Origin of the sequence: Pseudonocardia charpentierae (genome assembly GCF_031845345.1) — a bacterium.
Classification (GTDB): Bacteria; Actinomycetota; Actinomycetes; order Mycobacteriales; family Pseudonocardiaceae; genus Pseudonocardia; species Pseudonocardia charpentierae.
Genome location: NZ_JAVREJ010000006.1, coordinates 107,413 through 128,243 on the forward strand (window position 1 = coordinate 107,413; position 20,831 = coordinate 128,243).

25 protein-coding genes are annotated in these 20,831 nt (G+C 73.2%); 13 read left to right on the top strand and 12 right to left on the bottom strand.

Annotation, left to right across the window (positions count from 1 at the left end; translation table 11 throughout):
• A complete protein-coding gene (locus RM445_RS11190; protein WP_311556113.1) occupies positions 1-657 on the top strand; it encodes a potassium channel family protein in 657 nt (218 codons plus the stop codon).
• 22 nt (positions 658-679) lie between these two features.
• Here the strand turns inward: RM445_RS11190 and RM445_RS11195 are convergent, their stop codons facing one another.
• The 4 genes from RM445_RS11195 to dut all read right to left on the bottom strand — a co-directional run bounded on the left by RM445_RS11195 (position 680) and on the right by dut (position 4,525).
• The gene (locus tag RM445_RS11195) at positions 680-1,294 is read right to left on the bottom strand and encodes a DUF3159 domain-containing protein (protein WP_311556114.1); all 615 of its coding nucleotides are present in this window, start codon (positions 1,292-1,294) and stop codon (positions 680-682) included.
• 44 nt (positions 1,295-1,338) lie between these two features.
• Entirely contained in the window at positions 1,339-1,716 is a 378-nt protein-coding gene (locus RM445_RS11200) for an OB-fold nucleic acid binding domain-containing protein (protein WP_311556115.1), read from the bottom strand.
• 185 nt (positions 1,717-1,901) lie between these two features.
• A complete protein-coding gene (locus tag RM445_RS11205) occupies positions 1,902-3,992 on the bottom strand; it encodes a DUF3710 domain-containing protein (RefSeq protein ID WP_311556116.1) in 2,091 nt (696 codons plus the stop codon).
• Positions 3,992-4,525 carry a dUTP diphosphatase gene (gene dut, locus RM445_RS11210; protein ID WP_311556117.1) on the bottom strand — a complete coding sequence of 178 codons (534 nt, stop codon included), beginning with the start codon at positions 4,523-4,525 and terminating at the stop codon, positions 3,992-3,994. The genes RM445_RS11205 and dut overlap by 1 nt, the downstream gene beginning before the upstream one ends.
• Positions 4,526-4,551: 26 nt before the next feature.
• On the opposite strand from dut, the gene RM445_RS11215 reads away from it, so the two are divergent.
• Positions 4,552-5,040, top strand: a complete 489-nt coding sequence (locus tag RM445_RS11215) for a DUF3093 domain-containing protein (RefSeq protein WP_311556118.1) — start codon at positions 4,552-4,554, stop codon at positions 5,038-5,040.
• Positions 5,041-5,093: 53 nt separating this feature from the next.
• Here the strand turns inward: RM445_RS11215 and RM445_RS11220 are convergent, their stop codons facing one another.
• Positions 5,094-5,396, bottom strand: coding sequence for a DUF4193 domain-containing protein (locus tag RM445_RS11220; protein ID WP_311556119.1), 303 nt, complete (start codon positions 5,394-5,396; stop codon positions 5,094-5,096).
• Between the two features lie 293 nt (positions 5,397-5,689).
• Here RM445_RS11220 and cei point away from each other — a divergent pair, with 293 nt between their 5' ends.
• Complete coding sequence (gene cei, locus RM445_RS11225) at positions 5,690-6,385, top strand: envelope integrity protein Cei (protein ID WP_311556120.1); 696 nt, start codon at positions 5,690-5,692, stop codon at positions 6,383-6,385.
• A 342-nt stretch (positions 6,386-6,727) separates the two neighbouring features.
• A complete protein-coding gene (locus RM445_RS11230; protein WP_311556121.1) occupies positions 6,728-8,143 on the top strand; it encodes an RNA polymerase sigma factor in 1,416 nt (471 codons plus the stop codon).
• A 43-nt stretch (positions 8,144-8,186) separates the two neighbouring features.
• Here RM445_RS11230 and sigJ read toward each other — a convergent pair whose 3' ends face one another.
• Positions 8,187-9,065, bottom strand: coding sequence for an RNA polymerase sigma factor SigJ (gene sigJ / locus RM445_RS11235; RefSeq protein ID WP_311556122.1), 879 nt, complete (start codon positions 9,063-9,065; stop codon positions 8,187-8,189).
• Positions 9,062-9,988, bottom strand: a complete 927-nt coding sequence (locus RM445_RS11240) for an NAD-dependent epimerase/dehydratase family protein (protein WP_311556123.1) — start codon at positions 9,986-9,988, stop codon at positions 9,062-9,064. Before RM445_RS11240 ends, sigJ begins: the two co-directional genes overlap by 4 nt.
• A gap of 150 nt (positions 9,989-10,138) precedes the next feature.
• Here RM445_RS11240 and RM445_RS11245 point away from each other — a divergent pair, with 150 nt between their 5' ends.
• The 3 genes from RM445_RS11245 to RM445_RS11255 all read left to right on the top strand — a co-directional run bounded on the left by RM445_RS11245 (position 10,139) and on the right by RM445_RS11255 (position 12,878).
• Positions 10,139-11,011: an SDR family NAD(P)-dependent oxidoreductase gene (locus RM445_RS11245; RefSeq protein WP_311556124.1), complete on the top strand. Its 873-nt coding sequence runs from the start codon at positions 10,139-10,141 to the stop codon at positions 11,009-11,011.
• Positions 11,012-11,118: 107 nt separating this feature from the next.
• The gene (locus tag RM445_RS11250; protein ID WP_311556125.1) at positions 11,119-12,501 is read left to right on the top strand and encodes an FAD-binding oxidoreductase; all 1,383 of its coding nucleotides are present in this window, start codon (positions 11,119-11,121) and stop codon (positions 12,499-12,501) included.
• The gene (locus RM445_RS11255; RefSeq protein ID WP_311556126.1) at positions 12,498-12,878 is read left to right on the top strand and encodes a nuclear transport factor 2 family protein; all 381 of its coding nucleotides are present in this window, start codon (positions 12,498-12,500) and stop codon (positions 12,876-12,878) included. Before RM445_RS11250 ends, RM445_RS11255 begins: the two co-directional genes overlap by 4 nt.
• Before the next feature lie 10 nt (positions 12,879-12,888).
• On the opposite strand, the gene RM445_RS11260 is transcribed toward RM445_RS11255, so the two are convergent.
• Positions 12,889-13,722 (bottom strand): class II glutamine amidotransferase, encoded by an 834-nt coding sequence (locus tag RM445_RS11260; protein ID WP_311556127.1) that lies wholly within the window; start codon positions 13,720-13,722, stop codon positions 12,889-12,891.
• A gap of 189 nt (positions 13,723-13,911) precedes the next feature.
• Between RM445_RS11260 and RM445_RS11265 the strand changes: the two genes are divergently transcribed.
• The 5 genes from RM445_RS11265 to RM445_RS11285 all read left to right on the top strand — a co-directional run bounded on the left by RM445_RS11265 (position 13,912) and on the right by RM445_RS11285 (position 17,704).
• A complete protein-coding gene (locus RM445_RS11265) occupies positions 13,912-14,364 on the top strand; it encodes a DUF6325 family protein (protein WP_311556128.1) in 453 nt (150 codons plus the stop codon).
• On the top strand, positions 14,361-14,741 hold the full coding sequence (locus RM445_RS11270) for an SHOCT domain-containing protein (protein WP_311556129.1): 381 nt from the start codon (positions 14,361-14,363) through the stop codon (positions 14,739-14,741). The genes RM445_RS11265 and RM445_RS11270 overlap by 4 nt, the downstream gene beginning before the upstream one ends.
• Positions 14,738-16,030: a patatin-like phospholipase family protein gene (locus RM445_RS11275; RefSeq protein WP_311556130.1), complete on the top strand. Its 1,293-nt coding sequence runs from the start codon at positions 14,738-14,740 to the stop codon at positions 16,028-16,030. The genes RM445_RS11270 and RM445_RS11275 overlap by 4 nt, the downstream gene beginning before the upstream one ends.
• 2 nt (positions 16,031-16,032) lie before the next feature.
• Complete coding sequence (locus tag RM445_RS11280) at positions 16,033-17,136, top strand: AI-2E family transporter (RefSeq protein ID WP_311556131.1); 1,104 nt, start codon at positions 16,033-16,035, stop codon at positions 17,134-17,136.
• A 67-nt stretch (positions 17,137-17,203) separates the two neighbouring features.
• Positions 17,204-17,704: a DUF6069 family protein gene (locus tag RM445_RS11285; protein WP_311556132.1), complete on the top strand. Its 501-nt coding sequence runs from the start codon at positions 17,204-17,206 to the stop codon at positions 17,702-17,704.
• 3 nt (positions 17,705-17,707) lie between these two features.
• Here RM445_RS11285 and RM445_RS11290 read toward each other — a convergent pair whose 3' ends face one another.
• Positions 17,708-18,130, bottom strand: coding sequence for a DoxX family protein (locus RM445_RS11290; protein WP_311556133.1), 423 nt, complete (start codon positions 18,128-18,130; stop codon positions 17,708-17,710).
• Between the two features lie 170 nt (positions 18,131-18,300).
• On the opposite strand from RM445_RS11290, the gene RM445_RS11295 reads away from it, so the two are divergent.
• Positions 18,301-19,323: a zinc-dependent alcohol dehydrogenase family protein gene (locus tag RM445_RS11295; RefSeq protein WP_311556134.1), complete on the top strand. Its 1,023-nt coding sequence runs from the start codon at positions 18,301-18,303 to the stop codon at positions 19,321-19,323.
• 31 nt (positions 19,324-19,354) lie between these two features.
• Here the strand turns inward: RM445_RS11295 and crcB are convergent, their stop codons facing one another.
• The 3 genes from crcB to RM445_RS11310 all read right to left on the bottom strand — a co-directional run bounded on the left by crcB (position 19,355) and on the right by RM445_RS11310 (position 20,819).
• Positions 19,355-19,714: a fluoride efflux transporter CrcB gene (gene crcB / locus RM445_RS11300; protein WP_311556135.1), complete on the bottom strand. Its 360-nt coding sequence runs from the start codon at positions 19,712-19,714 to the stop codon at positions 19,355-19,357.
• Complete coding sequence (locus RM445_RS11305; protein ID WP_311556136.1) at positions 19,711-20,127, bottom strand: FluC/FEX family fluoride channel; 417 nt, start codon at positions 20,125-20,127, stop codon at positions 19,711-19,713. The genes crcB and RM445_RS11305 overlap by 4 nt, the downstream gene beginning before the upstream one ends.
• 89 nt (positions 20,128-20,216) lie before the next feature.
• A complete protein-coding gene (locus tag RM445_RS11310) occupies positions 20,217-20,819 on the bottom strand; it encodes an RNA polymerase sigma factor (RefSeq protein WP_311556137.1) in 603 nt (200 codons plus the stop codon).
• Between the last annotated feature and the right edge of the window lie 12 nt (positions 20,820-20,831).

Genomic DNA, 20,831 nt, shown 5'->3' on the forward strand with positions numbered 1-20,831 from the left:
GTGCGCGTCGCGATCGCCGGAGCCGGAGCGGTGGGCCGCTCCATCGCCGCCGAACTCCTGGAGAGCGAGCACCAGGTGATGCTCATCGAGCGTGAGCTCTCCCATATCGAGCCCGAGGCCGTCGAGGCCGCCGAGTGGGTCCACGCCGACGCCTGCGAGCTCGCCTCCCTGGAGGAGGCCGGCCTGGAGGACTGCGACGTCGTGATCGCGGCCACCGGCGACGACAAGGTCAACCTCGTGGTGTCGCTGCTGGCCAAGACCGAGTTCGCGGTGCGCCGGGTCGTCGCCCGGGTGAACGACCCGCGCAACGAGTGGCTGTTCGACGACAGCTGGGGCGTCGACGTCGCCGTCTCCACCCCGCGTCTGCTCGCGGCGCTGGTCGAGGAGGCGGTCGCGGTGGGCGACCTGGTGCGGCTGATGACGCTGCGCCAGGGACAGGCCAACCTCGTCGAGGTCACCCTTCCGTCGCACACCCCGCTGGCCGGCGCACCGGTGCGGGCGCTGAAGCTGCCGCACGACTCCGCGCTGGTGACGATCCTGCGCGGCGGCCGCGTGATCATCCCGCAGGCCGACGACTCCCTCGAGGCCGGCGACGAGCTGCTGTTCGTCGCGACGGCGGCGGTCGAGGACGAGATCCGCGCGGCCCTGGGCCATTGACCCGAGGGTCGGCGGCCCGCGCTCAGACGGCGGGCAGCGGGGAACGCCGGGCGCGGCGGACGGCCCAGATCGTGCCCAGCAGCGCGACCCCGACCAACGGGTAGCCCATGACCAGGCGCGCGATGCCCAGCCACGTCTCCTCCTCGTAGCGGTACAGCAAGCCCTGCACCACGACGCGGGCGACGAACACCAGCGCCCACAGCAGCGTCGCCCAGGTGTAGGCGCGCATCAGCCGGGGGTCGCGCCGCCAACCTTGGCCATCGCCGTTCACGCCGTGCCAGATCACCCCGGCCAGCGGCCAGCGGACCAGCGCGGAGATCAGGAACGCGAGCCCGCACGCGGCGCTGTAGATCAGGCCGGGCAGGTAGAAGGCCCGCGCCTCGCCCGAGCGGTAGGCCAGGAAGGCGGCGATGCCGACGCCGAACAGCCCGGACATCGCCGGCTGCAGCGGCTGCCGTCGCATGATCCGCCATCCCGCGATCGCGACGCCGCTGACCAGGGCCGCGATCACGGCCGGGCGCAGCTCGAGGAGCAGGTTCGCGATCACGAAGACGACGACGGGGATCGTCGAGGCGACGATCCCGGGCAGGCCGCCCATCTGCTCCAGCATCGTCGGGCGCGCGGGGCCGGCGGACACAGGCTCGACGGACGCAGGGTCGGTGGTGGCCGGCTGCTCCGGCGTCACGTGGCCGGGCAGATCTCGTAGTACGGGTTGTAGAGCACCTTCCTGCCCTCCCGGACCGCGATCCGCCCGCGTACCCGCATGGTCCGGCCCGGTTCGATACCCGGGATCCGGCGACGTCCCAGCCAGATCAGCGTCACTCCCTCGGTGCCGTCGAACAGTTCGGCCTCCAGCGTCGCCGCGGCGTCCTGCGGGCCGTACTCCACGCTGCGGAGCCTACCGAGGACCGTGACCTCCTGACCGCAGGCACACTCCGCGGCCCGCTGGGCCCCCGAGCGCTCGGCGTCGCCCGACAGGTTCTCGGCGTCGAGTTCGTCGACGTCGCTGGTCAGCTTCCGAAGCATCCGGCGGAACGCACTGCCGTCCGTGTTGCCCATGTCTCTCCCGGCTCGCCGTCGCGAGCCTCCTCCTCGTCGAGGTCGCAATATCCCCAGGATAGGCGCGCGACCGGGGTCGAGACCACCACGTGACCATCGGCCGAGATCCCGTCGCGCAGTGCAACGCGCGCGCCTCTCGCAGGGTGCGGGCGGCGACCGGTCGATCCGCCGGTCGCCGCGGTCGGTCAGTGCTCGGGCCTGCGGTGTCGTCCCCGGTCGACCGGGCCCACGATGTCGTCCCACTCCTCGGCGTGCCGCGCGTGGGCCGACCCGTTCCGGCGCGACGCCCAACCGGCGTGGTCGGTGGCCGGGTCCGGTGCACGATGGCCGGCGTACCGGGGCCGCTCCGACGAGTGCGCGCCAGGCACAGGCTCCTCGGCCGCGCGGCGCGCCCGCCTGCCGCTGCGCGTGGGCGGCCCGGCGGGATCCCGGACGGGGTCGGGCTCGACGGGCGGCTCCGCACGGATCACGGGCAGCGGCAGGGTCCAGTCGTCCGAGCCGTCCGCGGCGAGCGCCGAGGAGGGGTGCGACCCACCGAAGCCGGTCGGGGCAGGCGCCCACGGCATGTCGTCGACCCCGAGGTCGGGCTCGGCGACGGAGCCCGAGCCGTACCCGAGCAACCACCCGTCGTCGGGCGGCACGTACCCGGACGCACCCAAGCTGGGCCATGCAGGCTCGGCCGGCTCGTCACGGTACGACCCGTACGCCCCGTTCCCGTAGGCCTCGTCGGCACGGGACTCGACGTGGGAGTCGGCAGGGAAGTCGGCGACGTACGACCCGTTCGCCGACGACCCGTCGGCGTAGGAGCCGTTGGCGTACGAGCCGTTGACGGGCGGTTCGACGGGCGACCCGTTGGCGAGCATCTCGTTGAGGGGCGACGCGTCGAACTGGGTCGTCCGATCCGGCACGTCATGAGCCGTCGAGCCGCCGAACAGCGAGCCCGCCTGGTCGTACTCCGGCTCGCGGGGCACGTACCCGCCGGGCCGGACCCCGTTGGCCTCGTGACCGTTCGGGGAGCGGTGCTCTGGCGGTGTCGGGCGGCCGGGTTCCGGCCTGCCGGGTGCCCTGCCGAGCGCACTGCCGGGATCGTCCTCACCGGCACGCCCGGGGCGCCGGGTTCCGCTGCTCGGCTGCTCCGCCGCGGTGCGGTGGCGCTCGGCCTCGGCGATCAGGTCCGCGACGCGCCGCTGCGGGGGCCGGTTCGAGGGCCGGGCGGGACGCTCCGGCTTGCGCCGGAAGAGGCCCCGGGAGGCGGTCCGCGACACCGCGGGCTCCGCGCCCGTGTCGTCGTCCGCCGCGGGCGACAGCTCCGCCGGACCGGGCGCCTCGGGGGACGCCGGCCGCCCGGCACCGCGGCCTTCCGGCGCGTCCATGCCGGGGCCGGCACCGGCGGCGCGGCGGGGGATTCCGTACGGCACGGTCTCGACGCCGTCCGCGACGGGCGTGATGGTCGTGGGCGGGTCGGCCATCGGAGCCGGTCGGGCGCGGCGCGGCTCCGATGCCCGACCCGCCACCCGGTCGGCCGGCATCCGCGGCACCGGCACCCGATCGGGCCGGGGCAGCTGCTCGGGGACCGTCAGCGGGAGCACCGTCCGCACCGGGTAGGGGGCGCGTCCCCGCACCACCACCGTCCCGCGCAGCATCACGCGCAGCGCGACGTCGAGCTCGTCCGCCGAGCTCGTCGGGCCCGTCGCGACGCCGTAGAGCATCCAGCGCGGCCCGTCGACGCCGACGAACAGCGACGACGCGTCGCCCGTGCGGGCGTGCAGCTCCCGGCCCCACTCCCCCGTGAACGACCGCACCGTCGCGCCGCCCTCGCGCAGCGACTCGTCGATCTCGGCGGCCAGGTCCGGCCACAGCCCCTCGGTGCGGGGCGCGGCCAGCGCGCTCACCGACAGCCGGCCCGCCGGCAGCATCACGTGCACGGCCTGCAGCCGGCCGTCCTCGGGCTCGACCGACACCTCGCCGCCCCGGGGCACCGGCACCCGCACCGCGCCGAAGTCGACCCGCTCGGCCGCGGCGTGCTCGCGGTCGAGGTCGCCCTCGTCGAAAGGCCCGAACGTGGCGAGGCTGTCGCCGGTGTCGTCGCCCGCGTCGCCGCGGCCCGGGCCGCGCGCCACCCAGCGCTTCAACGCGAGCGCACCGATGGTCCGCGCGCCGGGCTCGTCGCCGGGTTCCACCACATCGTCGATGACCGATCCGTTCGTCGCGGTACCCCGACCGCCCGTCGCCGTCTTCGCCCGGGACGACCCCGACCCGCGTCCGCGGCGCGCCATCACCGGCTTCCCCCGTCGAGCCGGTCGTGGCCGCCGGTGGAGCCGTAGCCACCGACACCGCGCACGGACTCGGGCAGGGCCGCGACCTCGACGAACCGGACGCGCTCGACCCGTTGCACCACCAGCTGCGCGATCCGGTCGCCGCAGCGCAGCCGGAGCTCGGAGCGTGGATCGTGGTTGATCAGGCACACCCGGATCTCGCCCCGGTAGCCGGAGTCGACGGTGCCGGGTGTGTTGACCACCGACAGCCCGGCCCGCGCCGCGAGCCCGGAGCGGGGGTGCACGAAACCCGCGTAGCCCGGCGGCAACGCGACCGCGACCCCGGTCCCGACCACGGCGCGCTCGCCGGGGCCGAGGACGACGTCCGCGGTGCACGACAGGTCGACGCCCGCGTCGTCCGGGTGGGCGTACGCGGGCACGGGTACGGAGCTGTCCACCCGGGTGAGAAGTACGTCGACTCCCGCCTCGCCCGTCCGCGCGGACGGTTCGTGCGGGAGAGCGTCGTACGGGGGAGCATCGACGGGACCTGCCACGGCCGGCGACGTTACCCTCGGCGTTCGTGCAGGATCACCACCCGCCCACCCCGTCTGCGACGTCCGGCGTCTCCGCGTTCGACGAGCGGTTGTCCGTGCCGTGGTGGTGGTACGTGCCAACCGTCGCGCTCGGAGTGCTGCTCGGCGCAGAGGTGCACATGGGCTACCCCGGCATACGGTCGTGGATCGGCTACGTCGTCTTCATCCCGTTGCTGGTCGCGGCGCTCGTCGCCTTCCGTCGCACCCGTGTGCGGGTGGTCGACGGGGAGCTGCGGGTCGGGCCGGCGGTGCTGCCGCTGCGGAACGTCGGGCGCGTGGAGATCGTCGACCGGCGCGACAAGCAGGCCGCGCTCGGCCCGGAGCTGGATCCGTCAGCCTTCGTACTGCACCGAGGCTGGATCGGGCCGCTGGTCCGGCTCGAGGTGACCGATCCCGCCGACCCCACGCCCTACTGGGTCTTCAGTGTCCGCGAGCCGGACCGCCTGTTGACGGCCCTGGCGACGGCCCGGCGCTAGTCACTCCACCTGCAAGTCTTGTGCGCCGGACCCTGCGGATCCTCGGTGATCGATCAGGCCGCGCAGTCGCGGCAAATCAGCTGCGTGCCGTGGCTCTCGGCCAGCCGGCTGCGGTGGTGCACCAGGAAACAGCTGGCACACGTGAACTCGTCGGCCTGCTTGGGCAGGACCTTGACCGTCAGCTCTTCACCCGACAGGTCGGCACCCGGCAGCTCGAAGCTCTCCGCGGTCTCCGACTCGTCGACGTCGACCACCGCGGACTGCGCCTCGTTGCGACGGGCCTTGAGCTCGTCGAGCGAGTCTTCCGCCATGTCGTCGGTCTCGTTGCGCCGCGGAGCGTCGTAGTCGGTCGCCATCGTCCCCACCTCGTAAAATACTCATATTCCGTCGTCGTGCCGCTGCACAACGTCGCAGTGCCGGTGTTTGTGCCCGGCCGTGATTGTGACGCGCGTCACAGCGCAGACCCCGTCCGGGCCGCGGCGCGAGCGCCAGGTCCGAACGGTGTTGATCTGCCCCCCGGGGCGCGAAGGGTAGCTGAGGCCCGCAAGCGCCCGCGGGTACCCCGGACACCGGTCTCGAACCCCGCGTACGACCCTGTGGCACGGTCACGGACCGCCCCGTCCGCGGGCTCCCACTAGGGTGGCCGTTCGTGATCCTCGGCAGGACCCCGCCACCGGACGGCGGAGCACGCGTCCCTCCCTACCGGCGTCGCCGCCGCACCCCGTGGGTGGTGGTCGTGTCCGTGCTCGCCGTCCTGGCGGTGACGACCTGGACGGTCGTCCTGATCGGGGCGGGCGGCTCGTCGGGGGTGACCTCATGCCCCGCGCCGACGGGGAGCGGCCCGTCCGGCCAGGTCGTCGACCCGGGTGCGCTGGACGCCGTGGCCCCGGTCCCGCCGTCGGCCGCGCGGGTCCGGGTGTTCAACGCGGGCGGACAGCGCGGCCAGGCCAACCTCGTCGCCGCGCAGCTGGGTGACCTGGGCTTTCCCGAGGCCGCGCCACCGGACAACGACCCGCTCTACCCGGACGGCAACATGGAGTGCGTCGGCCAGCTGCGCTTCGGCCCGACGGGCGAAGGCGCCGCGCGCACCCTCTCCCTGGTGCTGCCGTGCACCGAGCTGGTGCGTGACGACCGGACCGACGACGTCGTGGACATCGCGGTCGGCACCGGCTTCCGCGACGTCAACCCCCCGCGGGCCGTCCGCAACGCCCTGGACCAGATCGGCACGGGTGGCGGCACCGACGGCTCGGCCAACGCGGACCCGGCCGACCCCGGGGCGTCCACCGCCGCGACCCCGGCCGTGGATCCCACCGTCCTGGAGACGGCTCGCGACGCCGGCTGCTGAGCCGACCCGGGAGGCGCGGCGCGGTCGTTCACCGCGCCCGCCGACCACCCACCGGCGGCACGTCGGGATCGATGCTGGTGGGACGTCTGCGGGCGGCCTGAGGCGGCTGCTGCGCGACCGTCCGGCGCATCGCCGGCCGACGGACGGATGCGAGGCCGATGAGCTGTGACACCCACCGTTACAATGGTTGGGTGCCCGCCGGGAACGGCCGCCATTGTGGTCCGACCCGACATGATCGAGTAGGCCCACGAGCGGCGACCGGCGCGGCGAGCACCGAACATATCGGCGACGAGGGTCGACCATCCCCGTCGTCGGAGAGCGCACCGTAGCGAGAGGGCCTAGGTGGCAGCCGCAGACTCCGTAACTCGCACCGACCCGTCCGTCGACGAGGCGACGAGTCCCGCACCCCGTCGTGCCCGCCGTGCCGCGGGCGCGAAGGCGGCCGACGGGAAGGCGACCCCGCGTGTCAGAGCCGCGGGCCAGTCGTCGAAGCCCGGCGCCAAGGCGGCGGCGAAGGTCGGGACCGACGACGAACCGGCCGAACTCGACGGCGAAATCGAGCTCGAGGCGGCCCCGGAGGTCGGCGACCTCGAAGAGGCCGTCGAGATCGACCCCGCGCTCGACACCGAACTCGAGATCGAAGCGGTCGTCGAGCCGGTGGTCGCGGCGGACGACGACGAAGACGACGATGACGACGACGAGGTCGAGGTAGGCCCCGTCGTCCGCACCGCGATCTCGCGGGCTCCGTCCTCGACCCCGCAGAAGTCGGGCGACTTCGTGTGGGACGAGGAGGAGTCCGAGGCACTGCGGCAGGCCCGCAAGGACGCCGAGCTCACCGCGTCGGCCGACTCCGTCCGCGCCTACCTCAAGCAGATCGGCAAGGTGGCGCTCCTCAACGCGGAGGAGGAGGTCGAGCTCGCCAAGCGGATCGAGGCCGGCCTCTACGCCGCCGAGCGGTTGCGCCGGGCGATCGAGGCCGGGGAGAAGGTCTCCCCGCAGCTGCGGCGCGACCTGCGCTGGATCGTCCGCGACGGCGAGCGGGCCAAGAACCACCTGCTCGAGGCGAACCTGAGGCTCGTGGTCTCGCTGGCCAAGCGCTACACCGGCCGCGGCATGGCGTTCCTGGACCTGATCCAGGAGGGCAACCTCGGCCTGATCCGCGCCGTCGAGAAGTTCGACTACACCAAGGGCTACAAGTTCTCCACGTACGCCACGTGGTGGATCCGCCAGGCCATCACCCGAGCGATGGCCGACCAGGCCCGCACCATCCGCATCCCGGTGCACATGGTCGAGGTCATCAACAAGCTCGGCCGCATCCAGCGCGAGCTGCTCCAGGACCTGGGCCGTGAGCCCACGCCGGAGGAGCTGGCCAAGGAGATGGACATCACCCCGGAGAAGGTGCTGGAGATCCAGCAGTACGCCCGGGAGCCCATCTCGCTGGACCAGACGATCGGCGACGAGGGCGACTCCCAGCTCGGCGACTTCATCGAAGACTCCGAGGCCGTGGTCGCGGTCGACGCCGTATCGTTCACGCTGCTGCAGGACCAGCTCCAGTCGGTGCTGGCCACGCTGAGCGAGCGCGAGGCGGGTGTCGTCCGGCTGCGGTTCGGCCTGACGGACGGCCAGCCCCGCACGCTCGACGAGATCGGGCAGGTCTACGGGGTCACCCGTGAGCGGATCCGCCAGATCGAGTCGAAGACGATGTCGAAGCTGCGCCACCCGTCGCGCTCGCAGGTCCTGCGCGACTACCTGGACTGAGATAGCGGCCCGCCATCACGCCTCTGAGCTGCAATTACGCAGCTCAGGGGCGTAATGTGCGTTCGCCGAGCGCGTCGAGCTTGACCGGGTTCAGCACGGAGAAGATCTGACGGATCCGTCCGGCCTGCACGTCCAGGGCCAGGAGTTGCTCCTGCCTGCCGATCTTCATCCGGACACCGACGTGCCCGTTGACGTCGACCACGGTGGTGGGGCCGATCTCGTAGCGACGGAACAGCCCGGCCCAGAACGCGGCGACCTTTCGCGGACCGAGGATGGGGCGACGGGCCTGGCGCACGAGTCCGCCCCCGTCGGTCCAGCTCGTGACGTCCTCGGCGAACATCGCGGACAGGCTGTTCAGGTCGCCGTCCCGCGCCGCGTGGAGGAAGCCCTCGAGCAGGCGGGCGTGCTCCTCGCTGGTAGCCGGGAACCGGTGGTGCCCGCCTGAGAGGTGAGCATGGGCCCGGTGGAAGGTCTGCCTGCAGGCCGCGGCGGACAGGCCGACGGTCTCCGCGATCTCGTCGTAGGGCAACTCGAAGGCCGCACGCAGCACGAACACGGCACGCTCCGGCGGGGAGAGCCGCTCCATCAGGTGCACGGTGGCGAAGCTGACGGTGTCGCGGAGCTCGGCGGTGTCCAGTGGGCCGAGCGCGTCCGTCGCCACCGGTTCGGGCAGCCATGGCCCGACATAGGCGGTGCGCGTGACCCTGGCCGAGCGCAGGTGGTCCAGCGCGAGCCTGGTCACGATCGTCATGAGGAACCCGCGCGGATCACGGACGTCGGTGCGATCGGCGCCCATCCATCGGAGGTAGGCGTCCTGGACGACGTCCTCGGCGTCCCACACGCTGCCCAGCAGGCGGTACGCGAGCCCCAGCAGCACACGGCGGTGCTCCTCGAAGACCGCCGAGGGCAGCGACCCGGTCATGGCGCGACCTGCGCCGTCAGCTCGTGGGCGAGGCCCGCCCGCCACGACCGGTGCCGCGGACGCCAGTCCAGCGCCAGCCGGGCCCGCGCGTTGTCCGCCCCGCGCAGCGCACCGAGGTAGGCCGCGCCCCATCCGCCGGCCACGAGCCGGACCACCGCGCGCGGCATCCGCCGGGGTCGCGGCGCGTCGAGCAGCCCGGCCATCACCGGCAGCCAGTCGCGGATGGGAGCCGGGTCGTCGTCGACGACGTTGAGCACACCGGGGGTCTTCCGGTCCAGCGCGGCCAGCACCGCCGTCGCCACGTCGTCCACGTGGATGAGCGAGAACACCGAGGCACCACCCCCGACCAGCGGCACCTTCCCCGCACGCACGTCGGCGACGAAGGATCCGTCTCCTGCGAACATCGTGCCCGGGCCGTACAGATGCCCCAACCGCAGAACGGTGCCACCCGCCTGCGTCGTCGACGCCTCCAGTTCCCGCAACGCCGCCACCACCGGGGCGAACGCAGCTGGCGGACGCCGCCAGAGCGGCTCGTCCTCGTTGGCGATCCCGGCGTCGGACGGCTCGTAGGCGTAGGCGAGGCCTTGGGCGATCACCCGGTGCACCCCGGTGTCCCGAGCGGCGTCGAGCAGGTGGCGCGTGCCCTCGGTCCGTAACCGGTTGGTCGCCGCGAACTCGGCCGCGATGCGCCGCGGGTTCAGCCGAGCCGGGATCGCCGTCAGCATGTTGACGACCGCGTCCGGCGCGACCTCACGCATCACTTTCGACACCGCGGACCGGTCCAGCGCATCGACGGCGAGCATCCGCCCCGGACCCGGGCGGGCCGCGCGCGACAGTCCGATCACGTCGTGCCCCGCCGACTCCAACAGCGGGAGCAGCGGTCGCCCTATTGCCCCGGTCGCCCCCGCCACCAGCACCTTCATCGTCCCTCCCGACCTCGTCCCGCAGGTATCGGACGAGGCAGCGCGTACGCACGTGACATGGGCAGACGTGATGCGAGTCAATTTCCTACCGGTCACATGGGAGGTCGTCCGCCCGTCCGACTGCTGCCTGTTCGACCACAGGGAGGAACCATGACGTGCCGACACCCCCACACCCTCGTCACCGGAGCGTCTTCCGGCATCGGCCGTGCCACGGCGCTTCGTCTCGTGGCCGCCGGGCACCACGTCTTCGCGGGCGTTCGTCGCGATGCAGCGGCTCGGGAGCTCGTCGAGGAGGCGGGGCCCGGGCTCACCCCGCTGCGCCTCGACATCACCGACGCGGATCAGATCGCCGAGGCCGTCACCACCGTCGGCGCGCACACCACTGCGCTCGACGGCCTGGTGAACAACGCGGGCGTCGGCCTGGCCGCGCCGGTCGAGCTGCTCCCGCTCGACGCGCTCCGCGCCCACCTGGAGATCAACGTCACCGGGCAGCTCGCGGTCACCCAGGCCTTTCTGCCCCTGTTGCGGCAGGCCCGCGGCCGGATCGTGTTCGTGAGCACGATCGGGGTGCGCTTCCGCCCACCGTTCGCCGGAGCGCTGGACGCGGCCAAGGCCGCCACGGCCACGCTCGCCGACGCGCTGCGCCAGGAGCTCGCGCCGTGGGACGTGCGCGTCGTGCTGGTCGAGCCCGCGAGCATCAACAGCGCCGCCGCCGACAAGGTCGCCCGCGACGCCGAGGCGATCCTGCGTGATGCGTCACCGGCGGCGCGGGCGCTGTCCGAGGACACGTTCAGCGCGATGCTCCCCGTGATGATGCGTCGTGAGCAGGCGGGCAGCCCGCCCGACGTCGCCGCTCGCACGATCGTCGAGGCTCTGACCAGACCTCGCCCCCGGGACGTCTATCTCACCGGGCGGTTCGCGCACCGTCTGGCGTTGATCAGCAAGCTGCCCGCACCCGCCCTCGACGCGGTGCGGCGGCGGATCTTCGGCCTACCGGCCCCGGGATCGCGTATGGCAGCCTGACGCCTCCAACCTCTGCGGGCGGGAGTTGGAGTGGGGTTGGAGCAGGTGGGCGGATCGTCTGTCCGAGCGGGCCCGACATGCAGGGCCCCGATCCCGGAAGGACCGTCATGACCGCCCTCTCCGTCCCCCTCGACCGGATCCCCGCCGACAGGGTCCACCGTCCCGGCACCCCCGGCTTCGACGCCGCACGCTCCGGGTTCGACCTGTCCGCGATCCCCTCCCCCGACCTCGTGGTCAGTGCCGCCGGCGAGGACGACGTGGCGGACGCGGTCCGCGTGGCACTCGACCACGGCTTTCCCGTCGCCGTCCGCGCGACCGGACACGGACCGGTCCCCGGCGTCGACCGCGGCCTGCTCGTCGACACCCGGGCGATGTCGACGGTCACGATCGATCCCGAGCGCCGCACCGCCACGATCGGCGCCGGCACGACGTGGACGTCCGTGCTGGCCGCGTGCGCCCCGTACGGGCTCGCCCCGCTCTGCGGCTCCGCACCGGACGTCGGCGCCGTGTCCTACGTCCTCGGCGGCGGCCTCGGCGTGCTCGGCAGGCGGTACGGCTACGCCGCCGACCGGGTCCGCCGGATCCGGCTGGTCACCGCGACCGGCGAACCGCGTGAGGTCACGGCGGACACGGACCCCGAACTGTTCTGGGCCGTCCGGGGCGGCGGCGGCAACGTCGGCGTCGCCACCGAGCTGGAGATCGACCTCGTCCCCGTCGCCGCCCTGTACGGCGGGGGGTTGTTCTTCCCCGGAGAGGCCGCGGCCGACCTCCTCGCCGCCTTCGGCCGGTGCACTGCCGGCGCGCCCGACGAGCTGAGCCTGTCGATCGCCTTCATCACCTTTCCCGACCTCGACGCGGTCCCGCCGCCGCTCCGCGGCCGGTTCGTCGGTCACCTCCGGGTCGCCCACCTCGGGGCACCGGCCGAGGCGGAGGCCCTCATCGCGCCGCTGCGCGCCGTGGCGACGCCGTTCGTGGACACCGTCCGGACCCTGCCCGTCGCCGAGATCGGCACCATCCACGCCGATCCGGTCCGTCCGCAGCCGGTGAGCTGCGGCGGCGCGGTCCTCCCCCGGTGGGACGACGCGGCGATCGACGTCCTGCTCGGTGGCATCGGCGCCACCCGGCCGCACATGCTGGAGGTACGGCACCTGGGCGGCGCACTCGCCCGACCGGCCGCCGTACCCAACGCCGTCGGCCATCGCGACGCCCTCTTCAACATCTTCACCTCGGCCTACCCCGGCCCAACCTTCGCCGGAGCCGCCGCGGTCCAGACCGACCTGTACCGGCGGCTGCTGCCCTGGACCGGCGGACGGGCCCTGTACAACTTCTCGGGCCGCCCGGACGGTCGCGCCACCGACGCGCGAACGGCCTTCGACGAGGCCGCCTTCGCCCGGCTCCAGGCCGTCAAGGCCGCGTGGGACCCGGGGAACATGTTCCGGTTCAACGTCAACATCCCGCCCGCCCCGGCCGCCCCAGGGAGGAAGCCATGACTCTCCAGGAGCGCATGCGGGAGATGTTCACGCGCATGGTCGAGGCCAAGGACGCCTCGGTGGTCGACGCCTACTACGACCCGGACTTCCTGCTCACCACGAACGGCCTCACCCAGGATCTCGCGGCCTTCCGGGCCGGGCACGAACGCGTCTACCCGACCGCGATCACCTACCGGGTCGAGTACGACGAGGAGTCGTGGGTCGAGTCCGGCGACCGCCTGGCCGCCCGGGTCTGGATCACCACGCAGCGGCCCGGCGAGGAGGCGCACCGCATCGAGGTCGTGCTCGTCGCCGAGTACCGCGCGGGGCGCATCCTGCGCCTGCACGAGCTCACCTGGCCGGACTGGTCGCAGCTCTCCGCGTTCGAGACCTACTGAGGCCAGGCGCTCAGGCGGGCGGCCGCGGGCGGAACGGGACCTGCTCGGCCTGGCCCTTGCCCAGCACCAGCGCCGTCCCGGCGGGGATCTCGTGCCACAACCGGGGCAGCGGGGCGAGCGGCTCGGAGACGACGACGCGCGAGTCGGCGCCGAAGTGGGCGAACCGCTCGCTCTCCGGGTAGAGCTCGCGCAGCGACTCGACGTCCGCGCTGTAGTAGAGGGTGTTCACGACCGGTCCACTTGCGTACCGGGCGGCCCACAGCCGCTCCCCGTCGCTGACGCCGACCGTCATCTGCAGCGGCTCGGCGATCCCGGCGGCCGCACCGAGCGACTCCACGAACCCGGCCATCCGCTCCAGGCCGCCGATCGGGTCCTCCTCCAGCCCGAAGGTGAGCGCGAGGTGGAACAGCAGCTCGGAGTCGGTCGTCCCCTTGACGTTCGGGAACAGGTCGGGGCGCACCGCCAGCAGCATGTCGCGGCGCAGGCCCTCGTACCCGTCGACGTAGCCGTTGTGCACGAACATCCACCGGCCCCAGGCGAAGGGGTGGCAGTTGGTCTCCTGCACCGGGGTGCCGGTGGCCGCACGCACATGGGCCAGGAACAGCGGCGAGAAGATCTCCGAGGCCAGCGTGTGCAGGTTGCGGTCCCCCCACGCCGGCGTGGCGCTGTGGAAGATCGCGGGGACCTCGCGCCGGCCGTACCAGCCCAGGCCGAACCCGTCGCCGTTCGGCACGGCCATGTCGGGGGCGTGCCGCCTGCTCTGCTCGATGAGCGAGCGCTCCGGGTCGTAGAGCAGCTCCCGCGGCTCGATCGGACTACCGAGATACCCGAGCCAGCGACACATGACGACCCCTCTTCGCATCGGTGGGCCCACCGTCCCACAGACCTCGTGCGTCATCACCTCTGCACGAGGGGATCCGCCCCGCGTCCGGGGGTATCGCCGCGGTCCGATCCAGCGGGATGCTGCACCACGACAACGTCACCGGTGATACCGGAGCGACGACGCAGCGCGAGTACCAGCGAGGAGACCTCCATGCCTGTGACGTCGCCACCGACCGAACCGGTGGAGTGGGTGGCCATCACGTTTCCCGGGCCGACGCTCGGTACCGGGGTGGCCACACCTCTCGGGGAGCTCGTCGAGGCGAAGACCGTCCGCGTGCTGGACGCCGTGGTCGTGCACAAGGCGGCCGACGGCACCGTGACCGAGGGCGAGCTCGCCGACGAGACATCGGCCTTCGACCCGGTGGAGGGCGAGGTCCTGGAGCTGGTGAGCCACGCCGACCTCGCGACGATCGCCGATCGGCTCGCGAACGACACGACGACGCTGGTGCTGGTCTGGGAGAACCGGTGGGTGGCCGGTTTCGCCGACGCGGTGCGGGCGGCCGGCGGCAGCGTGCTCGCCCACGACCGGGTGTCACCGGACGACGTCGCGCGAGCCCTGGCCGTCGAGGTCGCGGCCGCGCCGGTGGACGGAAGCGGGGCATGAGGCGGGGGTTCGGCCGGGGCCGGCGCGGTCCGGGGCTGCTGGCCACGGTGGCCCGCACCGCCGTCGTCGCCGGCACGGCCACGGCGGTGGCGGGTCGCGTCGACGCCGCACAGCAGGCCGCGGCGCAGCGGCAGCAGGAGGGGGCCGCGGCGCAGGAGCAGCTCCGACAGATGCACCTGCAGGACCGGATCGACAGCCAGGTCGAGGCCCGGCTGGCTGGAGCGGCGCAGGCAGCTCCCCCACAGGCGGCTCCCGCACCGGCGCGGCCGTCGGTCGACGAGCTCCACGCCCAGCTCACCAAGCTCGGCGAGCTGCGGACCGCAGGGCTGCTGACCGACGCGGAGTTCGCCGAACAGAAGGCGCGGCTGCTCGCATGACCGACACCCCGGGCAACGGGACACCGTCGCCGCCGCCCCGCCGCGTCGCGATCGCCTGTCAGGGCGGCGGCAGCCACACGGCGTTCACCGCCGGCGTCCTGAGCCGGCTGCTGGACGGCCCCGAGCTCGACGAGTACGAGATCGTCGGGCTCAGCGGCACCTCCGGCGGCGCGGTCTGCGCCCTGCTGGCCTGGACGGCGCTGCGCGACGGCGACCGGCACAAGGCGCGGGAGCTGCTCGACGGGTTCTGGACGGACAACTCCGCCGTCACGCCGGTCGACGCCGCCGCCAACATGTGGCTGATCTGGGCGAGCACCCTGCAGAGCGCCGGGTTCCTGCCCGCCGTCAGCCCGTACGACCTGCCACCCACCGGGCTCGACCACTTCCGGGACCTGCTGACGCGCCGCGTCGACTTCGGCCTGATCGAGCCCGACCCGGACGGCGCGCAGACCCAGCTCCTGATCGGCGCCGTCGACGTGCTGTCCGGTCAGTTCCGCGCGTTCGACAGCCGGCGCGAGCGGATCGTTCCGGACATGATCCTCGCGTCGGCCGCCATCCCCACCGTCTTCCCGACCGTGCACGTCGACGGGGGCGCCTACTGGGACGGCCTGTTCTCCCAGAACCCCCCGGTGCAGGACCTGCTCGACTCGCGCCCGGACGAGCTGTGGGTCATCCAGATCAACCCGACGGCCCGGGCCGACGAGCCGAAGACGGTGCTCGACATCACCGACCGGCGCAACGAGCTGTCCGGCAACCTCTCGCTCTACCAGGAGCTGCACCACATCGAGGTGATCGACCGGCTGCTCGCCGAGGGTCTGCTCGTCGGCGACCGGTACAAGCACGTCACCGTGCGCATCCTGGAGTTCGCCCGCCCGCTCTCGTCGAAGCGGCTCGGGCCGGCGTCGAAGCTCAACCGCGACGCCCGGTTCATCCGTGAACTCATGGCCCAGGGCGAGCAGCAGGCCGAGGAGTTCCTCGCGATGCTGGTGTTCGAGCGTGCCTGGCGGAGCCAGGACGTCGACGGCGTGCTGTCGATCCTGGCGCCGGACGTCGAGCTGACCTCGACCGCGCCGTTCCGCCCGCGCGACGGCCTGCGTGGCGGTCCGGCCCGCACCGAGGTCGCCGAGCTGTGCGCCGCGGTGAGCCTGGACCTCACCCGCAAGCAGCTCACCCGGGAGCGGGCGACGTGGACGGTCCGGGTCGACGGCGCGGCTGACCGGCGCGGCCGTGTGGAGGCCGAGATCGTGGACGGCCGCGTGATCCGGCTGCAGTTGGGCCCGGCGGCGTAGCCGTGGTGGTGCTCCCCCGGACCCTGGTCATCCTGCTCGAACTCGCCGCCGCGGTGGTGATCGTCGCCGGCATCCAGGCCGCCGCATGGCTCGTCGGACCGGTGTTCCTGGCCCTCGTCATCGTGATCACGGTGCACCCCGTGCAGGCCCGCCTGCGCGGCTGGGGCCTGCCCGCCTGGGCGTCGACGACCCTGCTGGTGCTCGCCGTGTACGGCGTGCTCCTGGTGCTGGCCGGGGTCGTCGTGGTGTCGATCGCCCGGCTCGCGACGCTGCTGCCGAGCTACGCGGCCGAGTTCAGCAGCCTGCTCGGTTCGGTGACCGCGGAGCTGGCGCGGTTCGGCGTCGGTGCCGACCAGTTGCGCGCGCTCGCCGGCACGCTGGACTACGGCCGGCTGGTCGGCGTCGTCTCCGGGCTCCTGCTCGGATTGACCAGCCTGCTGGGCAACCTCGTGTTCCTGCTCTCGCTGCTGCTGTTCCTCAGCATCGAGGCCTCCGGAGCCGCCGACCGGCTCGCGTGGATCGCGCGCGACCGCGCGCCGATCGCCACCGCGTTGACCGGGTTCGTCGGCTCCACCCGCCGGTACATGGGCGTCAACACCGTCTTCGGCCTGCTGACCGGCCTGGTCGACACGGTGATGCTGGGCCTGTTGGGCGTGCCGCTGGCCGTCCTCTGGGGGCTGCTGGTGTTCATCACCAACTACATCCCCTACGTCGGCTTCTGGATCGGGCTCGTCCCACCGGTGCTGCTCGCCCTGCTGACCGGCGGCTGGCAGCTGGCCGGCATCGTCCTCGCGCTCTACACCGTCGTGAACTTCGTGCTGACGTCGGTGATCCAGCCCAAGTACGTCGGCGACGCGGTGGGGATCTCGGTCTCGCTCACCCTGGTCGCGCTGGTGTTCTGGGGATGGGTGCTCGGCGTGATCGGCGCGGTGCTCGCTGTGCCGCTGACCCTGTTCGCGAAGTCGCTGCTCGTCGACATCGACCCGAAGGTGCGCTGGACGGATGCCATCCTCGGCTCGACCACCACGGCCCGGCTCAGTGCCGCGGCCGTCGGCCCGCCGCCAGGTGATGACGGCAGGCCGACACCCCCGCCGGACGGCCCGTAGCCGGCGATCCGGCGTCGTCCATCATGGTGGGGTTCACTGACGAGCACCGACCCGACGGATGGCGACGATGACCGAGCCCCTCGACCCGCTCCCCGCCGGCCCGGCCCGCCCCCGCCTGGAGGTCGGCCGCCTCTGGGCGGGCGGCGTGGCCACCGCGGTCGTCGCCGCGTTGCTCGCCCTCGTCGGGGTGCTCATCGTCCGCGCGGTGCTGCGGATCGCCGTGTACGCCCCGGCCGGGGCAGGCGCCTTCGGCGACTCGCGGACCGTGGTGCTGTGCCTCGTGAGCGCCGCGGCCGCCATCGCGGCGGCCGGTCTCCTGCACCTGCTGCTCGTGGCGGCGCCCCGGCCGCTGACCTACTTCAGCTGGATCGTCGGGCTGCTCACCGCGGCCGCGGCCGTGATCCCGTTCACCTACTCGGCCGGTCTGGCCGTGGCGTTCGCGCAGGGGATCATCCACCTCGTGGTGGGGGCGGCCATCGGCAGCCTGCTCTCGGGCGCCGCGGCCAACGCCACCCGTCCCATGCATGTGCCGCAGGGCCGGTTCGAGGTCGACGAGTACCGGGAGTGACGCTCAGCTGCCCGCGCGGACCAATGCACGGAGCGCCGCGCTGCGCAGGTAGAGGCCGAGCCAGACCAGCACGCCGGTGTAGACCGGGAACAGCAGGTAGCCCAGCACCGGGGCCTCGATCCGCAGCTGCGCGCAGACGGCGCCGCCCAGGTAGCCGGTGAGCAGCACGGCTCCCAGCACCGCGGTGCGCGGGATCAGGTAGAGCACGAGGCAGGCGAGCAACGTGCCGCCGATCACCGGGACGGTGGTGGCCGGGAAGCCCATCTGCACCGTCGCCTCGACCACCGCGGGCAGCTGCAGGAGCTTCGTGACCGAGTCGAAGAGCAGGAACAGCGCCACGAGGCTCGTGAGCACCCATCCGGTGATCCGGGCGGCGCGGCCGGGAGCGGTGGCGGCGGGGGCGGCGGTGCGGTCGATGAGGGTCATCTTTCCGGTCCTCTCGTGCGGGGCGGGTACCGGATGAGACGGCGGTCGGCGCGGAAACTCATCGCCCGGGACGGTCGGGCGGGTCCTCATGGCGTCCGAGGCGCGGCCGCCCGCCGAAGGGACGAGGATCGACGATCCCGACACCCGGCATCGACCTGAGGAGAACAGCAATGCGAGGAGCAGTCCTCTACGCCCCCGGCGACATCCGCGTCGACGACCGCGACGACCCTGCGATCGTCGAGCCGACCGACGCCGTCATCCGGATGGCGGCCACGTGCGTGTGCGGGTCGGACCTGTGGCCCTACCGCGGGATCGAGGAGGTGGACGGGCCGTCGCCGATGGGGCACGAGTACGTCGGCATCGTCGAGGAGGTCGGGAGCGATGTCCGGAACGTGAAGCCGGGGCAGTTCGTCGTCGGCTCGTTCTTCGCCTCGGACAACACCTGCGAGATCTGCCGGGCCGGCTACCAGACCTCGTGCGTGCAGCGGCAGCCCGGCGCCGCGACCGGCGCACAGGCCCAGTACTGCCGGATCCCGCTGGCCGACGGCACCCTCGTCGCGACCCCGGACGTCCCGCCGGCCGACCTGGTCCCGAGCCTGCTCGCGGCCTCGGACGTGCTCGGCACCGGCTGGTTCGGCGCCGTCGCCGCCGAGGTGGGCCCCGGCAAGACCGTCGCGGTCGTGGGTGACGGCGCGGTCGGCCTCCTCGGCGTCCTGGCCGCGAAGCAGCTCGGCGCCGACCGGATCATCGCGATGAGCCGTCACGAGTCGCGGCAGAAGCTCGCGCTGGAGTTCGGCGCGACGGACATCGTCACCGAACGCGGCGACGACGGCGTCGCGAAGATCAAGGACCTCACCGACGGCCTGGGCGCGCACTCGGTGATCGAGGCCGTCGGCACCCAGGAGTCGATGATGCAGGCGATCCGCTCCACCCGCCCCGGCGGGCACGTCGGCTACGTCGGCGTCTCCCACGACGTCGAGCTCCCCGGCCAGGAGCTGTTCTTCTCCCACGTGCACCTGCACGGCGGCCCGGCCCCGGTACGCCGCTTCCTGCCCGACCTGATCGACCTGATCTGGAACCGCACGATCGACCCCGGCAAGGTCTTCGACCTCACCCTGCCCCTCGACCAGGCCGCCGAGGGTTACAAGGCGATGGACGAGCGCCGCGCCATCAAGACCCTGCTGCAGCCCTGATCCCGCACCCGACCCGGCACGTGCACGCCGCTCAGTGCCGCAGGGCGAGACCCAGCAGACGCCCGAGCGTCGCGGCGATCAGGCCCGCCGCGACGCTGCCCGTCAGGTAGACCGCCGCCACCGCGAGCACCCGCCGCTGCGCCAGCGCGACAGTCTCGTACGCGAAGGTGCTGTAGGTCGTCAACGCGCCGCAGAACCCGACGCCGACCAGCGCCGTCACCCCGGGCCCCGCGGTGACCGAGACGAGCCCCAGCACGAAGGAGCCCACGACGTTCACGGTGAACGTGCCCCACGGGAACCGGCCGGGGAGGAGCCGCTGCAGCGCCCGGTCGGTCAGGTACCGCGCGGGCGCACCGACCGCGGCACCCAACGCCACCCACAGCACGGTCATGCGCGGTCCGGAAGCAGGGCGCGGGTGCTCGCGACTCCGACCGCCGCCGCGGCCACGGCCAGCACCGGGGTGAGCACGAGGTAGAGGAGCGCGGGCCCTGCGGGGCCGCCGCCGAACGCCGCCAGGGTGTCGACGGTGTAGGTGGAGAACGTGGTGTAGCCGCCGAGCACGCCGACGCCGAGCAGGGGGCGGACCAGCGGGTGCCGGATCCGCTCGCTGACCAGCACCATCAGCACGCCGATGAGCAGGCAGCCGGTGACGTTGGCGATCAGGGTCGACCAGGCCCACGCCCCGGGAGCGTGCGGCAGGCCGACCGCCAGCCCGTAGCGGGCTTCGGCGCCCACGACCCCGCCGACCGCCACGGTGGCGACGACCGCGAGCAGGTGCGGCTGCCCGGACGCACGGGGGGACACCGGGCGACCGTACGCCCGGAGCGGATCACGTTCCCACCCGCGCCGCGCCGGACCCGGTGCCCCCGACGGCACCGTTCCGGCGGCCGCGGTCAGGCCGACTCGGCGTCCAGGCCCACGTGCTCCAGGGTGCGCCGCAGGCTGCGGAGCACCCGACCGCGCGTGGGGCCGATGCTGCCCGGCGGCAGGTCCAGCGCCTGCGAGATGTCGGCGTAGTGCACGTCGTCGTCGGCGAAGAGCGCCCTGACCAGGACCCGGCGGCGCTGCGGCAGCTGCTCCACCGCCTGCTGCACCATGCCGCGCGTCTCCCGGGAGAGGACGACGGCCTCGGGGCAGGCGGCGTCGGGGCTCACCTCGGCCTCGAAGAGCCCGTCCGGCACCTCGCGGGCCGTCCGGCGCAGGACCGCCAGACACTCCCGGCGCGCCGTGGTGGCGAGCCAGCCGCTCAGCCGGTCCGGCTCGCGCACCGTCTCGAGCCGCTCGAACGCGCGCAGCCAGGTGTTCTGCATGACGTCCGCCGTGTCGGCGTCCGACAGCCGGTACGACCGCGCCACCTTGCCGACCATCCCCCGATAGCGGCGCACGATCTCCTGCCAGGCCTCCGGATCGTGCGCGCACGCGCGGCGAACGAGGTCGGAGCCTGGAGCACTCTCAGGAGGGATGGTCTCGGCAGGGGCCTTCTCGGTGCAGGTCATCGTGCAACTCCT

Bases quoted from the DNA above. Each gene is read 5' to 3' on its own strand.
- RM445_RS11255 (WP_311556126.1), top strand. From the start codon at position 12,498: ATGACTCTCCAGGAGCGCATGCGGGAGATGTTCACGCGCATGGTCGAG.
- RM445_RS11250 (WP_311556125.1), top strand. From the start codon at position 11,119: ATGACCGCCCTCTCCGTCCCCCTCGACCGGATCCCCGCCGACAGGGTC.
- RM445_RS11270 (WP_311556129.1), top strand. From the start codon at position 14,361: ATGAGGCGGGGGTTCGGCCGGGGCCGGCGCGGTCCGGGGCTGCTGGCC.
- RM445_RS11260 (WP_311556127.1), bottom strand. From the start codon at position 13,722: ATGTGTCGCTGGCTCGGGTATCTCGGTAGTCCGATCGAGCCGCGGGAG.
- sigJ (WP_311556122.1), bottom strand. From the start codon at position 9,065: ATGACCGGGTCGCTGCCCTCGGCGGTCTTCGAGGAGCACCGCCGTGTG.
- RM445_RS11265 (WP_311556128.1), top strand. From the start codon at position 13,912: ATGCCTGTGACGTCGCCACCGACCGAACCGGTGGAGTGGGTGGCCATC.
- RM445_RS11285 (WP_311556132.1), top strand. From the start codon at position 17,204: ATGACCGAGCCCCTCGACCCGCTCCCCGCCGGCCCGGCCCGCCCCCGC.
- RM445_RS11290 (WP_311556133.1), bottom strand. From the start codon at position 18,130: ATGACCCTCATCGACCGCACCGCCGCCCCCGCCGCCACCGCTCCCGGC.
- RM445_RS11245 (WP_311556124.1), top strand. From the start codon at position 10,139: ATGACGTGCCGACACCCCCACACCCTCGTCACCGGAGCGTCTTCCGGC.
- RM445_RS11295 (WP_311556134.1), top strand. From the start codon at position 18,301: ATGCGAGGAGCAGTCCTCTACGCCCCCGGCGACATCCGCGTCGACGAC.
- RM445_RS11200 (WP_311556115.1), bottom strand. From the start codon at position 1,716: ATGGGCAACACGGACGGCAGTGCGTTCCGCCGGATGCTTCGGAAGCTG.
- crcB (WP_311556135.1), bottom strand. From the start codon at position 19,714: ATGACCGTGCTGTGGGTGGCGTTGGGTGCCGCGGTCGGTGCGCCCGCG.
- RM445_RS11275 (WP_311556130.1), top strand. From the start codon at position 14,738: ATGACCGACACCCCGGGCAACGGGACACCGTCGCCGCCGCCCCGCCGC.
- RM445_RS11205 (WP_311556116.1), bottom strand. From the start codon at position 3,992: ATGGCGCGCCGCGGACGCGGGTCGGGGTCGTCCCGGGCGAAGACGGCG.
- RM445_RS11240 (WP_311556123.1), bottom strand. From the start codon at position 9,988: ATGAAGGTGCTGGTGGCGGGGGCGACCGGGGCAATAGGGCGACCGCTG.
- RM445_RS11220 (WP_311556119.1), bottom strand. From the start codon at position 5,396: ATGGCGACCGACTACGACGCTCCGCGGCGCAACGAGACCGACGACATG.
- RM445_RS11310 (WP_311556137.1), bottom strand. From the start codon at position 20,819: ATGACCTGCACCGAGAAGGCCCCTGCCGAGACCATCCCTCCTGAGAGT.